Source organism: Micromonospora sp. NPDC049836, assembly GCF_044465125.1.
Taxonomy (GTDB): domain Bacteria; phylum Actinomycetota; class Actinomycetes; order Mycobacteriales; family Micromonosporaceae; genus Micromonospora.
Map to the genome: position 1 here is coordinate 223,768 of NZ_JBITLH010000009.1, position 13,985 is coordinate 237,752.

The window sequence follows — 13,985 nt, forward strand, 5'->3', positions numbered from 1 at the left end:
GGATCCAGGCGTGATGCGGGAACGACGGGCGGGGCAGGCGACAACGGCGGCGGGCCCGGGACCGGCGAGCGCGTCGTGGCGCTGATCAGGCGGCGGCCGGTGTGGCAGCAGCGCGGCGGCCGGTTCCGCCATCCGGCTCAGGTGATCTCCATCGGATTCGGCACCGCGGTCGCGGTGGGTACCGGGCTGCTGTCGATGCCGACGGCGACCCAGTCGGGGCAGCGGGCACCGCTGGTCGACGCGCTGTTCACCGCGACGTCGGCGGTGTGCGTGACCGGCCTGGTGACCGTCGACACGGGCAGCTACTGGTCCTCGTTCGGGCAGGTGGTCATCCTGCTGCTCATCCAGGCCGGCGGGCTGGGCATCATGACGGTGGCCACGCTGTTCACCGTGCTGGTGTCACGGCGGCTGGGACTGCGGGCCCGGTTCCTCGCGCAGGCGGAGACCAGGAGCCTCGACCTCACCGACGTACGGGGGGTGGTCCGGCGGATCGTGCTGTTCAGCCTCGCCAGCGAGGCCGTGGTAGCCGTGGCGCTGGCACTACGGTTCGCCGGAGGATACGGAGAAGCGGCGGGGCCGGCCCTCTACCACGGGGTGTTTCACGCGGTGTCGGCGTTCAACAACGCCGGCTTCTCCACCAACGCCGACAGCCTCGTCGGCTACGTCACCGACCCCTGGATCAGCCTCACCATCGCCGCAGCCGTGATCCTCGGCGGTCTCGGGTTTCCGGTGGTGTTCGAACTCGCGCGGAGCTGGCGCCGGCCTGCGCTCTGGTCCGTCATGACCCGCCTGACCGTCACGCTCACGGTGACCCTGCTGGTGCTGGGCACTGCCGTGCTGACCGTAACGGAATTCACGAACCCGGACACGCTGGGCCCGTTGACGGGGCCGGAGAAGCTGCTGGCCGGGTTCTTCGCCTCCGCGATGACCCGTACCGCCGGGTTCAACAGCCTGGACATCGGTGCCATGCGCCCGGAGAGCCTGCTCGCCAGCGACGTCCTGATGTTCATCGGCGGCGGCAGCGCCGGCACCGCCGGCGGCATCAAGGTCACCACATTCGGGCTGTTGGCGTTCGTACTCTGGTCCGAGATGCGCGGCGAGATCCATGTCAACATCGGGAAACGGCGCATTCCGGCCAGCAACCAGCGGCAGGCGTTGGCCGTGGCGCTGCTCAGCGTCGGCGCCGTGGTCACCGCCACGTTCGCCCTGGTGGCGATCACCCAGCACGGTCTCGAACAGGTGCTGTTCGAGGTGGTGTCGGCCATCGCCACGGTCGGGCTGTCCACCGGGATCACCGGCAGCCTGCCACCGCAGGCCGACCTGCTGCTGACGGTGCTGATGTTCGCCGGCCGCATCGGGCCGCTCACCCTGGCCACCGCGCTGGCGCTGCGCGACCGTACCCGACGCTTCGAACTGCCCGAGGAGAGGACGATCGTTGGCTGACCTGACAGAACCCGTGGTGGTCATCGGTCTGGGCCGCTTCGGCGCCGCCCTGGCCCTGGAACTGGCCAGCCGGGGCACGGAAGTGCTCGGGCTCGACCACCGCCCGAAGGTGGTGCAGGCGATGTCCGGGCGCCTGCCGCACGTGGTCACCGCCGACTCCACCGACATCGAGGCGCTGCGGCAACTCGGAGTGGGCGAGTTCCGGCGCGCCGTCGTGGCGATCGGCACGGACATCCAGGCCAGCATCCTCACCACCAGCCTGCTGGCCGAACTCGGCATCCCCGACATCTGGGCCAAGGCCGTCAGTGACCAGCACCGGCACATCCTCACCCGGGTCGGCGCCCACAAGGTCGTCGCGCCGGAACACGACATGGGCGAACGGGTGGCCCATTTGCTGTCCGGTCGGATCCTCGACTACGTCGAGGTCGACGCCGACTTCGCCGTGGTCAAGACCACCCCGCCCCGCGATGTCGTCGGCAGGCCGCTGCGTGACTCCCGACTGCGCAGCCGGTGGGGCGTCACGGTCGTCGCGGTCAAACCGCAGGCCACAATAGGCCGGCGCCCCGAATTCACCCATGCCACTCCGGACACCGTGCTGGCCTACGGCGATCTGATCCTCATCGTCGGGCCGGTCGACAACGTGGAGCGCTTCGCCGCCAGCGAGTGACGCGCCTCCTTCGGCGCGCCCGGGTGCCGGCACATCCGTGCCTTCCGCGGGTGGCGGATCGTGGGTACGGTGACCAGTGGTGTGCCGGGAAGCCTGGTCGGCAGTCGTGATCCTTGCCGACCGGAAGGCCACCGATGACCACACCCGTGCTGAGCACGCCCGCCATCCGCACCCACCAGCTCACCAAACGCTACGGCCGCCTGCTGGCCCTGGACGGGCTGGACCTGTCCGTGCACGCCGGCGAGGTGTTCGGGTTCCTCGGGCCCAACGGCGCCGGCAAGTCCACCACCATCCGGCTGCTGCTCGGCCTGGCCCGTCCCACCGCGGGCCGGGCCCGGATCTTCGATGCCGACGCCGGCGACGTCGCCGCCGCGCACCGTCTGCTCGCCTACGTGCCGGCCGATGTGGCGCTCTGGCCCCAGCTGACCGGCGCGGAACTGCTGGAACTGCTCGCCGCCACCGGCCCGGGCATCGACTCCGCCTATCGGGCCGCGCTCGTCGAGCGCTTCGGCCTCGACCTGTCCCGGCCGGCCCGCGCCTACTCCACCGGCAACCGGCAGAAGGTGGCGCTCGTTGCCGCGTTCGCCACCCGGGCTCCCCTGCTGGTGCTCGACGAACCGACCAGCGGCCTGGACCCGCTGATGGAACTCGAGTTCCGCCGGGCCGTCGCCGAGGCGCGCGACAACGGGCAGACGGTGTTCCTCTGCTCCCACCAGCTGGCCGAGGTGGAGGCGGTCTGCGATCGGGTGGCGATCCTGCGCGCCGGTCGGCTCGTCGACGTCGCGACGGTGCCTGAGCTGCGGCGGCTGCACCGCAGTGAGGTCACCGCGGAGTTCGCCGGTCGCGCCCCGGACCTCACCGAGGTCCCCGGCATCGAGTTGCTCGACCGGGCGGACGGGATGCTGCGCTTCTCGCTGGCCGGGCCGCCCGCCGCCGCCCTGCGCGCCCTCGCCGCGGCCGACGTCACCGCCCTCACCGTGCGCGAACCGAGCCTGGAGGAGATCTTCCTCGACTACTACGGCCAGGGGGACCGGTGAGCGGCGCGCCCGGGCCCGCGGTCACCCGACTCGCGGCCCGCCAGCTGCGCCGCCCGGCGGTCGTCGTCGCGGCGGTGACCGTCGGCATGTCCACGCTCGTCGTCGGCACCTACGCCCGTACCGTCGGCGACGCCGCTGCCGTGCAGTCGCTGGCCGCGCTCGCCGGGAACCCGGCGATCCGCACGTTGTTCGGCGCCCCCGTCGCGCTGGACAGCGCCGGCGGGTTCACCGTCTGGCGCACCGGCACCGTCCTCGCCGTCCTGCTCACCACCTGGGGCGCGCTGGCCACCACCCGACTGACCCGGGGCGCGGAGGAGAGCGGCCGGTGGGACCTGCTGCTCGCCGGCCGGTTGACTCCGGCCGGCGTCCTGGTCCGGCACCTGGCCGTGGGCACGGCGGCGATGACGCTGACCGGGATGCTGCTGGCCGCCGCGCTGGCGACCGCCGGCACGCCTGCGGCCGGGGCGCTGCTGCACGCCGCCGGCCTGACGCTGGCCGGGCTGCTCGCCGTCGCGGCGGCGGCCTGCGCCGGGCAGGTCTTTCCCACCCGCGCCGGGGCCACCGGCGCCACCCTGGCTTGCCTCGGTCTCGGGCTGCTGGCCCGCATGGTCGGCGACGGCGTTCCGGCGCTGGCCTGGCTGCGCTGGTTGCCCCCGTACGGGCCGCTCGCCCTGACCCGCCCCTACCGGGACGACCGATGGGCTCCCCTGCTCGCGCTCGCGCTCACGGCAGCCGCGCTGGCCTGTCTCGCGCTGATCCTTGCCGGGCGGCGGGACGTCGGGGCCGGGCTGCTGCGCGCGCCGGCCGGTCGGCCGCCCCGCGACTGGCTGCTCGGCTCGGTCGGCGCCTTCGCGGTCCGGCGGATGCTGCGGCCGCTCGCCGGCTGGTCGGCGGGCATCGGCGCGTACTTCCTGCTGATCGGCCTGCTCGTCGATTCGCTCACCGCCTTCCTCACCGACAATCCCCGCTTCGCCGACCTCGCCGCCCAGGCCGGGTTCGCCGGTCTCGGCACCGCCCGGGGGTACGCCGCCACCCTGTTCGCCCTGCTCGCCATCCCGATCGGCGCGTTCGCCACCGCCCGGCTGGCCGCGTTCGCCGCGGCGGAGAATGCCGGACGGCTGACCCTGCTGCACGCCGGGCCGGTCACCGCCGCCCGGCTGCTGACCGCCGAGGTGGCCACCACCGTGGCCGGCGCCGCCGCGCTCGCCGCCGTGGCGGCCGTCGCCACCTGGGCCGGTGCGACGGTGGTCGGCGGCGACCTGCCGCTCGACGCCGCGCTCGCCGGCACCGTCAACGTGTTGCCGGTCGCGCTGCTCGGCGCCGCGGCGGCCACCCTCGCGCTCGGCCTGGCGCCCCGGGCGGTCGCCACCATCGGCATGCTGCCCACGGCCGGCGGGTTCCTGCTCAAGGTGACCGCGGACAGCGTCCACGCACCCGCCTGGGTCGGCCGCCTGTCGCCGTTCGCGCACCTGTCCCCGGTACCCGCCGGCGCGCCGAACTGGACGGCGGTCGCCGTCCTGCTCGGGGTGGCGGTCGCGGTGACCGGCGCGGGCGCCTGGGGCTACCGTCGGCGCGACCGGTGGGGGTGAACCCTCACCGGTCGTCGTCGCTGCTCTCCTGCTCCTGCCGGACCCCGGCGGCGCCGTCGATCTCGATCGCGACGGGAGTGCCGAGTTCGACGGTACGGGAGACGGTGCAGAGCCGGTCGTGTGACTGTTGCACCGACCGGGGCAGCGCCTCCCGTGCCCGGTCGCCGTCCGCGCCCGCCGGGAACGTCACGGTGAACTCGACCTTGAGGTTCCGCATCCGGTTGCCGCCCGCCTCGTCCCGGATCTTGTCGCCGGAGACGTCGACGGAGAACTGGATCGGCTCGGCCCGCCGGCTGGTGATCAGGTCGACGTCGATGGCCGTGCACCCGCCGATGGCCGCGAGCAGCAGTTCCACCGGGGTGAAGCTGGTGTCCTCGCCCATGCCCACGGACATCGACCCGCCGCGGGTGTTCCGCACGGCGTACGTCCCCATGCCGGTGCGCTCGATCCGCACCGAGCGGAAGCTGTCGTCACTCATGGCCGCGACGCTACCGGGCCGACGGCCGCGGCTGCTCGCAGAGGTGCCGCCCGGGGACGCGGACCGCGCCCGCAGCGGGTGTCGACCCGCTGCGGGCTGGCCGCTCCTACTGCAGGGTCCAGCGCTGGTTCGCGGCGCCGGTGCAGGTCCAGAGGATCACGGTGGTGCCGTTGCCGGTGGCCGCGCCGTTGACGTCGAGGCAGAGGCCGGACTGCTGGTTTCTGATGGTGCCGTCGGAGTTGCGGGTCCAGCGCTGGTTGGTCCCGCCGTTGCAGTCCCAGATCTGCGCCTTGGCGCCCGCGGTGGCGTTCAACGGCGCGTCCAGGCACTTGCCCAGGGCCTGCAGGGTGTCCCCGTTGGCCGTCCACCGCTGGTTGCTGCCACCGTTGCAGTCCCAGATGACCGGCTGCGTGCCGTTGGCGGTGTTGCTCTGCGGCACGTCCAGGCACCGACCGGAGGCGGCGCTGACCAGCGTGCCGCTGGTGGTCGGGGGCGGGGTGGTGGTGCCGCCGCCGCTGACCCGGTAGACCACCGTGCCGTGCCCGGGGACGCTGGCCGAGATGGTGCCGCTGGTGGTGCTGGTGGCGTTGGTCCACGCGTCGAGCAGGGTGAAGCTGCTGCCGCTCTTGCCGACGGCCGCCGCGGTGGTGGAGATCGTCGTGGTGCTGCTGCCCTGGTTGAACAGGGCCACCGCGACGTCGCCGTTGGCCAGCGGCTTGGCCAGCACCCGGCGGGTGCCGTCGAAGGAGACCTGGGTGGCCTGCCGGCCGAGGGTGTCCTGGTTGATCGCGATCAGGTTCCGGTTGGTCAGGATGCTCTGGGTGGCCGAGTTCATCGACCGTACGTCGTTGCCGGCGATCAGCGGCGAGGCGAGCACGGCCCACATGGCGAAGTGGCTGCGCATCTCGGTGTCGGTCATGCCGCCCCGGCCGACCTCCATCATGTCGGGGTCGTTGAACGCGCCCGGGCGCGCGTACCCGGCCAGGGGCACGGTGACGTTGATGATGTTCTGGATGCCCATCGGGTAGCCGTTGGTCTGGCCGGTGTCCCAGGCGTTGGTGATGTCTTCGGTGGTCCGCCACATGTTGGCCACGTCGCCCCAGTTGCGCTGCGGGCCCGTCTTGGCGTGGATGCTGTTCGGGTTGATGCTGTAGACGATGGGCCGGCCGGTCGCCGCGAGCGCGTCACGCATCTTCGCGAAGGTCGCCACCTGCTGGTCGATCGTGCCGTTCGGCGAGCACCAGTCGTACTTGAGGAAGTCCACGCCCCACGCGGCGAACTGCCGGGCGTCCTGCGCCTCGTGGCCCTGGCTGCCGGTGGCGCCCGGGTAGGAGTTGAAGTACTGCGCGCAGGTCCGGTCGACCGGCACCTGGTAGAGGCCGAACTTCAGGCCCTTGCCGTGCAGGTAGTCGCCGAGCGCCTTCATGCCGCTGGGGAACCGGCCGGGGTCGCCCTGGAGGTTGCCGGCGGAGTCCCGGTTGGGGTTGAACCAGCAGTCGTCGACGACGACGTACTGGTAGCCGGCGTCGCGCATGCCGCTGCTGACGATGGCGTCGGCGGCCTGCCGGATCAGCGTCTCGTTGATGTTGCAGCCGAACGAGTTCCAACTGTTCCAGCCCATCGGCGGGGTGCGGGCGACCCCGTTCTCCAGGGCCTGGGCGGCGTCCGGGCGCAGCGCGGTCAGGGTGCCGGCCAGCAGCAGGCCGGCCGCAAGGCCGGCGGCCCAGCGGCGGCCCGAGGCGAAGGGTCTCATCGGATCTCCTTCCCGTGGCGGCGTACGCCGTCACAGGTGACGGTCCGGCCGGCGGTCGGCGCTGCGCCGGCGGCGGGACGGGACGGTGGTGGATTGGTGCGGCTCTGCGCCCGCCCCGGCCCGGGACGGTCGGGCCGGACGGGTCCGGCGGTCACCGCCGCGGTGGACGGTGCGGGGCTCGCGTCGCTCGGGGCTGAGCCGGCGGTGCTCGCCGACCGGCGGCGGGACCGGAGGCCTGCCGCGTCGCCCGGATCGCGGCCCGATCGCTCCGCCGAGACGTGCCCTTCGCTCCCCAGCGACAAGCTACCGTGTGAGCGATAACATCGCAATCCATTGATGTCACTGGCGCCGGTCGCGGCGCTCGGCGCGCGGTCAGCGCGACAGCTTCCGCCACAGTAGAGGGTCCGGCCTTGTTATCGATAACATGCCCTCGCCCCGCGCGCCCCGGGGAGGCGGCGGCGACCACGGTCGACCGGTCCCGCACCCCGCCGGCGGCACTGCACCAGCGCCTTCCCCCCGCTGACCCGGTCCACCAACGCAGCCGGGCCCGGCAGGCGGTGACCGCCTACCGGGCCCGGGCGAGATGGACCGCGTGACCCGCGGCGGACGGGCCTCAGAACCCCCGGGCGAGCCGGTAGTACGCCTGGTTCCAGCGGATCTCGTCGGCGAACCGGCGCGGATCCGTGTCGGCGTCGATGACGACCAGTTCGGTCCGGCTCATCTCGGCCAGGTCGTGCAGCTCCTCGGCCCCCACCGCCTGGGACAGCACGGTGTGGTGCGGGGCCCCCGCGGTGATCCACGCCTCGGCGGAACCGGCCAGGTGCGGGCGCGGGCGCCAGACGGCCCGGGCCACCGGCAGCCGGCGCAGCGGGTGCGGCGGCGCCACCACGTCGACCTCGTTGGCGACCAGCCGGAACCGTTCGCCCATGTCGGCCAGGCCGAGGACGACCGCGGGACCGGGCTCGGCGTCGAAGACGAGCCGGACCGGATCCTCCCGTCCGCCGATGCTCAGTGGGTGGATCTCCACGGACGGCACGTCGGCGGCGATGCTCGGGCACACCTCGAGCATGTGCGCGCCGAGGACCAGTTCCCGACCCGGGGTGAGGTCGTAGGTGTAGTCCTCCATGAACGAGGTGCCGCCGTCGACCCCGACCGCCATCGCCTTGAGCGTGTGCACCAGTACGGAGGTCTTCCAGTCACCCTCGCCGCCGAAGCCGTAGCCGTCGGCCATCAGGCGTTGCACCGCGATGCCCGGGAGCTGGCGCAGCCCGCCCAGGTCCTCGAAGTTGGTGGTGAAGGCGCGGAACCCGCCCCGCTCGAGGAAGGCGCGCAGGCCGAGTTCCAGCCGGGCGGCGTAGCGCAGCGACTCGTGCCGGTCGCCGCCGGGGCGCAGCTCGGACACCATCCGGTAGCTGTCGTCGTACTCCTTCACCAGGTCGTCCACCTGCGCGTCGGTCACCTCGCCGACCACCTGGACGAGGTCGTTGACCCCGTAGGTGTTCACCGAGACGCCGAAGCGCAGCTCCGCCTCCACCTTGTCGCCCTCGGTCACCGCCACGTCGCGCATGTTGTCGCCGAAGCGGGCCAGCCGCAGCGAGCGCATCGCCGACCAGCCGATCGCCGCCCGCGCCCAGGCGCCCACCCGGGACACCACCCGCGGGTCACTGACGTGCCCGGCGACGGTCTTGCGGGCCACCCCGAGGCGGGTCTGGATGAACCCGAACTCGCGGTCGCCGTGCGCCGCCTGGTTGAGGTTCATGAAGTCCATGTCGATCTCGTCCCACGGCAGCAGGACGTTGGCCTGGGTGTGCAGGTGCAGCAGGGGCGTCTGCAGCGCGTCCAGGCCGGCGATCCACATCTTGGCGGGCGAGAAGGTGTGCATCCAGGCGATCACGCCGACGGCCCCGTGCGCGGCGGCGTCCCGGCAGACCCGCAGGATGTCGCCGCTGGTGGTGAGAACCGGTTTCCAGACGACCCGGGCGGGGACGTGCGGCGAGTCGTCGAGCGCCGCCGCGATCTGCCGCGACTGGTCGGCCACCTGGCGGAGGGTGTCCTCGCCGTACATGGCCTGACTGCCGGTCAGGAACCAGATCTCAGGCTCAGCGTGCGTTGCCATGGGGTTGCCTTCCGCGAGATGGTCGGTCACTTGTAGCGGATTCCGATCAGACGTTGGAGCAGGATGAACGCGAAGAGCAGGCCGCCGATCACGATCTTGGTCCACCAGGAGTTGAGGCTGCCGTCGAAGGTGATCAGCGTCTGGATGACCCCGAGCACGAGCACTCCCAGCACGGTGCCGAAGACGTAGCCCGAGCCGCCGGTGAGCACGGTCCCGCCGATGACCACGGCGGCGATGACGTCCAGCTCCATGCCGACGGCGATCAGCGGGGCGCCGGAGAGGGTGTAGAAGGAGAGCAGGATGCCGCCGATCGCCGCGCACAGACCGCTGATCGTGTAGACGGCGATCCGGGTCCGCCCGACCGGCAGGCCCATCAGCAGCGCCGACTGCGGGTTGCCGCCGATGGCGTACACGTTGCGGCCCAACCGGGTGTAGGCCAGCGCGTACGCCGCCACGGCGACCACCGCGAAGGCGATGAGCACGCTGATCGAGACGAAGTTGCCGCTGGGGTTCCCGATCCGCTCCTGCGACATCCTGGTCCAGAACCCGTCGCTGATCGGGATCGACGAGCCGCTGATGAAGGTGCACATGCCGCGGGCGAAGAACATCCCGGCGAGGGTGACGATGAACGGCTGGATGTCGAAGAAATGGATCACGCAGCCCATGAGGAAGCCGAGCGTCGGCCCGATGAGCAGCGCGATGAGCAGCACCAGCGCCGCCGGCAGCCCCTCCCTCAGCAGGAACGCCGACACCATGGCGGTCATCGCGACGACCGAGCCGACGGAGAGGTCGATCCCACCGGTGAGGATCACGAAGGTCATGCCGACCGCGACGACGAGCAGGAAGCCGTTGTCGATGAAGACGTTGAAGATCACCTGGACGTTCGAGAACGCGCGGTACTGCGAGACGCCGACGCCGTAGAGGACCAGCAGCAGGACCAGGGTGGCCAGGACCGGGACGTGCCGCCGGGGCAGCCGCGACCAGGTACGGGTGGTCAACAGGGACAGGGTGGTCATGCCGGCACCTGCTCCTTCGGCTGCTCGGTCACGGGGGCGGGCGCGGCCGCCGGGGCCCGGCGTCGGGCGAACCGGGCCCGGAAGCCCGGTGCCTGGATGAGGCAGACCGCGATGACCACGACCGCCTTGAACAGCAGCGAGGTCTGGGGCGAGATGTTCATGGCGTACACCGTGGTGGTGAGGGTCTGGATGAGCAGCGCGCCGAGAATGGTGCCGCCCAGGGAGAACCGGCCACCGGCGAGCGAGGTGCCGCCGATGACCACGGCGAGGATGGCGTCGAGTTCGACCCAGAGCCCGGCGGCGTTGCCGTCGGCGCTGGACACGTTCGCCGTCATCATGAAGCCGGCGACCGCGGCGCAGACCGCGCTGATCACGTAGACCAGGAAGGTGATCCGCGCGGAGCGGATGCCGGCCAGCCGGCTGGCCTGGGCGTTGCCCCCGACCGACTCGATGATCAGGCCGAGCGCGGTCCGCCGGGTCACCGCCGCGACCACCAGCGCCGCGGCGAGCGCGATGAAGATGGCCAGCGGCAGGGTCAGCAGGTGGCCGACGCCGATCGCCTTGTACGGGTCGGAGTTGATGGTGAGGATCTGCCCCTCGGTGATCAGCTGGGCCAGGCCCCGGCCGGCGACCATCAGGATCAGGGTGGCGATGATCGGCTGGATGCCGATGACCGCGACCAGCACGCCGTTCCAGGCGCCGAGCACCAGCGCCACCCCGAGGCCCAGGGCCAGCGCGGTGAGCACGCCGCCGACGCTGTTCTGGTCGGGCTGGCGGCTGATGTGCAGGCAGGCGATCGCGCCGCTGATCGCGCAGAGCGAGCCGACGGACAGGTCGATGCCGCCGGTGGCGATCACCAGCGTCATGCCGAGCGCGACGAGGATCAGCGGCGCGCTCAGCCGCAGGATGTCGATCAGGCTGCCGTACAGGTGGCCGTCGCGCATCTGCACGGACAGGAAGCCGGGTCGGTAGACGGTGTTGGCGGCCAGCAGGACGACGAGGACGACGATCGGCCAGAAGAGCCGGTGTGTGGTCAACGCCCGGTAGGCGGCGGTTCGGTTGCTCATGACGGCACCCCCTCGTGCCCGGCGCCGGCGGCGATGCTCTGCATGATCCGGTCGGCGTCGACGTCCTGGTCGTTGGCGAGCTGCGCGACCATCTCCCGGTCGCGCATCACGGCGATCTTGTGGCTGAGGCGCAGCACCTCCTCCAGCTCGGCGGAGACGAAGAGCACCGCCATGCCGCCGTCGGAGAGCTGGGCGACCAGCCGCTGGATCTCGGTCTTGGCGCCGATGTCGATGCCGCGGGTCGGCTCGTCGAGGATGAGCAGGCGCGGCTCGGTGATCAGCCAGCGCGCGAGCAGCACCTTCTGCTGGTTGCCGCCGGAGAGGTTGCCGACCGGGAGCTCGGGGTCCGCCGGCCGGATGCTCAGCGCCCGCACGTACCGCTCGACCAGCTCGTCCTGGCGGCGGCGGGGAATGGGCCGCAGCCAGCCCCGGGCGGCCTGCATGGCGAGGATGATGTTCTCCCGCACGGACAGCTCGGCGATGATTCCCTCGGCCCGCCGGTTCTCCGAGCAGAAGCCGATGCCGTGCCCGATGGCGGCCACCGGGGTACGCAGCGACGCGGGTGAGCCCTGCACCCGGACGCCGCCGTGGTCGGCGCGGTCGGTGCCGAACAGCAGCCGGGCCACCTCGGTACGGCCCGACCCGAGCAGGCCGGCGAGGCCGACCACCTCACCCTCGTGAATGGTCAGGCTGAACGGCGCCACGGCCGAGCGGCGGCCCAGCTCGTGCACGTCCAGCAGCGGGGTGTCCGCGGCCCGGTCGGTGGCGGCCCGGCGGGGCTGCTCGTCGAGGCGCTCGAGCACCCGCAGTTCCTTGCCGATCATCTTCTCCACCAGGCCGAGCTGGGGAAGCTCGCCGGTCAGGTACTCGCCGACGAGCTGACCGTTGCGCAGCACGGTGATCCGGTCGGCGATCTCGTAGACCTGGTCCAGGAAGTGGGTGACGAACAGGATCGCGATGCCGTCGTCGCGCAGCTGCCGCATGACCCGGAACAGCTGGGCGACCTCACCGGCGTCGAGGCTGGAGGTCGGCTCGTCCAGGACCAGGACCCGGGCCTTGATGTCGATGGCGCGGGCGATCGCCACCATCTGCTGCACGGCCAGGGAGTAGCTGCCGAGCTGCGCGTTGACGTCGATGTCCAGGTCCAGCCGGGCGAGCAGGGCCCGGGCCTGGCGGCGCATCTCGCCCCAGCGGACCGCGCCCAGCCGGCGGGGCTCCCGGCCGATGAAGATGTTCTCCGCCACCGAGAGGTTCGTGCAGAGGTTCACCTCCTGGAAGACGGTGCTCACCCCGGCGGCGGTGGCCTGCATCGGACCGGTGAACGACACCTGCTCGCCGGCGAGCGTCACGGTGCCCTGGTCGGTGCCGTAGACACCGGTGAGCACCTTGATGAGGGTCGACTTGCCGGCGCCGTTCTCGCCCATCAGGGCGTGCACCTCGCCGGGAAAGAGGCGGAAGTCCACGTTGTCGAGCGCGCGGACCCCGGGGAACGACCTGCTGATCCCCGTCATCGTCAGGACTGGATGGCTGCCTGTCATGCCACCGGACCTTTCCTCCTGAGGTTGGTGAGAAGGCGACCGGTGTGCTCCGGTCGGTGGGGCCGCGCGGCGGCCGGGCCCGCGGCCCGGCCGCCGCATCGGAGTTCCGGGGGTGTCGGCACCCCCGCGGTCCGGTCAGTACTTGCGGTTGGGCAGCGCCTCCTTGGCCTGCTCCTGGGTGAAGGTGGTCTCCTCGGTCTCGATCCGGGCCGGGACCTCCTCGCCGTTGTGCACCTTCTTGGCCAGGTCCATGAGCTGGGGGCCAAGCAGCGGGCTGCACTCGGCGATGAAGTTGAACTTGCCGTCGGCCAGGGCCTGCATGCCGTCCTTGACCGCGTCGACGGTGATGATGGTGATGTCCTTGCCGGGCACCTTGCCGGCCGCGGTGATCGCCTCGAGCGCGCCCAGGCCCATGTCGTCGTTGTGCGCGAAGAGCACGTCGATCTTCGGGTTGGCCTTGAGGAACTGCTCCATCACCTGCTTGCCGCCGGCGCGGGTGAAGTCACCGGACTGCGAGGCGATGATCTTGAGGTTCGGGTTGGCCGCGATCGCCTCGGCGAAGCCCTTCTTCCGGTCGTTCGCCGGCGCCGAACCGGTCGTGCCCTGCAGCTCGACGATGTTGACCGGGCCGCTGGCCGCCTTCTTCTGCTCGACCAGCCACTCCCCGGCGAGCCGGCCCTCCTTGACGAAGTCCGAGCCGAGGAAGGTCTTGTAGAGGGACTTGTCGGCCGAGTCGACCGCGCGGTCGGTGAGGATGACCGGGATCTTGGCGTCCTTGGCCTCCTTGAGCACGGTGTCCCACCCGGACTCCACCACCGGCGAGAAGGCGATCACGTCGACCTTCTGCTGGATGAAGTTGCGGATGGCCTTGATCTGGTTCTCCTGCTTCTGCTGCGCGTCGTCGAACTTCAGGTCGATCCCGGCCTCGGCGGCGGCCTCCTTGATCGAGGTGGTGTTCGCCGTACGCCAGCCGCTCTCCGCGCCGACCTGGGAGAAGCCGAGTGTGATCTTGCCGTCGTCGCCCTTGCCGGCGTTGTCGCCCGTGTCGCTGTTGCCGCAGGCCGCCGTGCCGGTGGCGAGCAACGCCGCGGCGAGCACCGCGATGACCTTTCGGGACGGCAGGTAGGTCCTCATTCTCTTCACCGCAAATCTCCTCGGGGTAACCGTTCCGCGGGCCCTACGCCTCGACGGCGTGCGCCCCGCGCTGGTGGTGGTGCTGGTCAGATGGTCCGAAGGTGGTGCGACGCGGACGGCCCGGTGTGGGCGGCCGCGCGATTCAGG

General features: G+C 71.8%; 11 protein-coding genes. 4 read left to right on the top strand and 7 right to left on the bottom strand.

The features are described 5' to 3' along the window. Nucleotides 1-141: 141 nt before the first annotated feature. The 4 genes from ACIBPB_RS24110 to ACIBPB_RS24125 all read left to right on the top strand — a co-directional run bounded on the left by ACIBPB_RS24110 (nucleotide 142) and on the right by ACIBPB_RS24125 (nucleotide 4,736). On the top strand, nucleotides 142-1,443 hold the full coding sequence (locus ACIBPB_RS24110) for a TrkH family potassium uptake protein (protein ID WP_396841810.1): 1,302 nt from the start codon (nucleotides 142-144) through the stop codon (nucleotides 1,441-1,443). Beyond that, a complete protein-coding gene (locus tag ACIBPB_RS24115) occupies nucleotides 1,436-2,110 on the top strand; it encodes a potassium channel family protein (RefSeq protein WP_396841740.1) in 675 nt (224 codons plus the stop codon). Before ACIBPB_RS24110 ends, ACIBPB_RS24115 begins: the two co-directional genes overlap by 8 nt. Before the next feature lie 134 nt (nucleotides 2,111-2,244). After that, nucleotides 2,245-3,147 carry an ATP-binding cassette domain-containing protein gene (locus ACIBPB_RS24120; protein ID WP_396841741.1) on the top strand — a complete coding sequence of 301 codons (903 nt, stop codon included), beginning with the start codon at nucleotides 2,245-2,247 and terminating at the stop codon, nucleotides 3,145-3,147. Continuing rightward, nucleotides 3,144-4,736: a hypothetical protein gene (locus tag ACIBPB_RS24125; RefSeq protein ID WP_396841742.1), complete on the top strand. Its 1,593-nt coding sequence runs from the start codon at nucleotides 3,144-3,146 to the stop codon at nucleotides 4,734-4,736. The genes ACIBPB_RS24120 and ACIBPB_RS24125 overlap by 4 nt, the downstream gene beginning before the upstream one ends. 4 nt (nucleotides 4,737-4,740) lie before the next feature. Here the strand turns inward: ACIBPB_RS24125 and ACIBPB_RS24130 are convergent, their stop codons facing one another. The 7 genes from ACIBPB_RS24130 to ACIBPB_RS24160 form a co-directional block, all read right to left on the bottom strand. Next, on the bottom strand, nucleotides 4,741-5,214 hold the full coding sequence (locus tag ACIBPB_RS24130) for an OsmC family protein (RefSeq protein ID WP_396841743.1): 474 nt from the start codon (nucleotides 5,212-5,214) through the stop codon (nucleotides 4,741-4,743). 106 nt (nucleotides 5,215-5,320) lie between these two features. Beyond that, a complete protein-coding gene (locus ACIBPB_RS24135; protein ID WP_396841744.1) occupies nucleotides 5,321-6,967 on the bottom strand; it encodes a glycoside hydrolase family 27 protein in 1,647 nt (548 codons plus the stop codon). 613 nt (nucleotides 6,968-7,580) lie between these two features. Next, nucleotides 7,581-9,083, bottom strand: a complete 1,503-nt coding sequence (gene araA, locus ACIBPB_RS24140; protein WP_396841745.1) for an L-arabinose isomerase — start codon at nucleotides 9,081-9,083, stop codon at nucleotides 7,581-7,583. Nucleotides 9,084-9,109: 26 nt separating this feature from the next. Next, nucleotides 9,110-10,099, bottom strand: coding sequence for a galactofuranose ABC transporter, permease protein YjfF (gene yjfF, locus ACIBPB_RS24145; protein ID WP_396841746.1), 990 nt, complete (start codon nucleotides 10,097-10,099; stop codon nucleotides 9,110-9,112). After that, nucleotides 10,096-11,166 carry an ABC transporter permease gene (locus ACIBPB_RS24150; RefSeq protein ID WP_357328714.1) on the bottom strand — a complete coding sequence of 357 codons (1,071 nt, stop codon included), beginning with the start codon at nucleotides 11,164-11,166 and terminating at the stop codon, nucleotides 10,096-10,098. Before ACIBPB_RS24150 ends, yjfF begins: the two co-directional genes overlap by 4 nt. Continuing rightward, complete coding sequence (locus ACIBPB_RS24155; protein WP_396841747.1) at nucleotides 11,163-12,704, bottom strand: sugar ABC transporter ATP-binding protein; 1,542 nt, start codon at nucleotides 12,702-12,704, stop codon at nucleotides 11,163-11,165. The genes ACIBPB_RS24150 and ACIBPB_RS24155 overlap by 4 nt, the downstream gene beginning before the upstream one ends. Nucleotides 12,705-12,839: 135 nt before the next feature. Next, complete coding sequence (locus ACIBPB_RS24160) at nucleotides 12,840-13,838, bottom strand: ABC transporter substrate-binding protein (protein WP_396841811.1); 999 nt, start codon at nucleotides 13,836-13,838, stop codon at nucleotides 12,840-12,842. Nucleotides 13,839-13,985: the final 147 nt, after the last annotated feature.

Bases quoted from the DNA above. Each gene is read 5' to 3' on its own strand.
- yjfF (WP_396841746.1), bottom strand. From the start codon at position 10,099: ATGACCACCCTGTCCCTGTTGACCACCCGTACCTGGTCGCGGCTGCCC.
- ACIBPB_RS24135 (WP_396841744.1), bottom strand. From the start codon at position 6,967: ATGAGACCCTTCGCCTCGGGCCGCCGCTGGGCCGCCGGCCTTGCGGCC.
- araA (WP_396841745.1), bottom strand. From the start codon at position 9,083: ATGGCAACGCACGCTGAGCCTGAGATCTGGTTCCTGACCGGCAGTCAG.
- ACIBPB_RS24160 (WP_396841811.1), bottom strand. From the start codon at position 13,838: ATGAGGACCTACCTGCCGTCCCGAAAGGTCATCGCGGTGCTCGCCGCG.
- ACIBPB_RS24150 (WP_357328714.1), bottom strand. From the start codon at position 11,166: ATGAGCAACCGAACCGCCGCCTACCGGGCGTTGACCACACACCGGCTC.
- ACIBPB_RS24155 (WP_396841747.1), bottom strand. From the start codon at position 12,704: ATGACAGGCAGCCATCCAGTCCTGACGATGACGGGGATCAGCAGGTCG.
- ACIBPB_RS24130 (WP_396841743.1), bottom strand. From the start codon at position 5,214: ATGAGTGACGACAGCTTCCGCTCGGTGCGGATCGAGCGCACCGGCATG.
- ACIBPB_RS24120 (WP_396841741.1), top strand. From the start codon at position 2,245: ATGACCACACCCGTGCTGAGCACGCCCGCCATCCGCACCCACCAGCTC.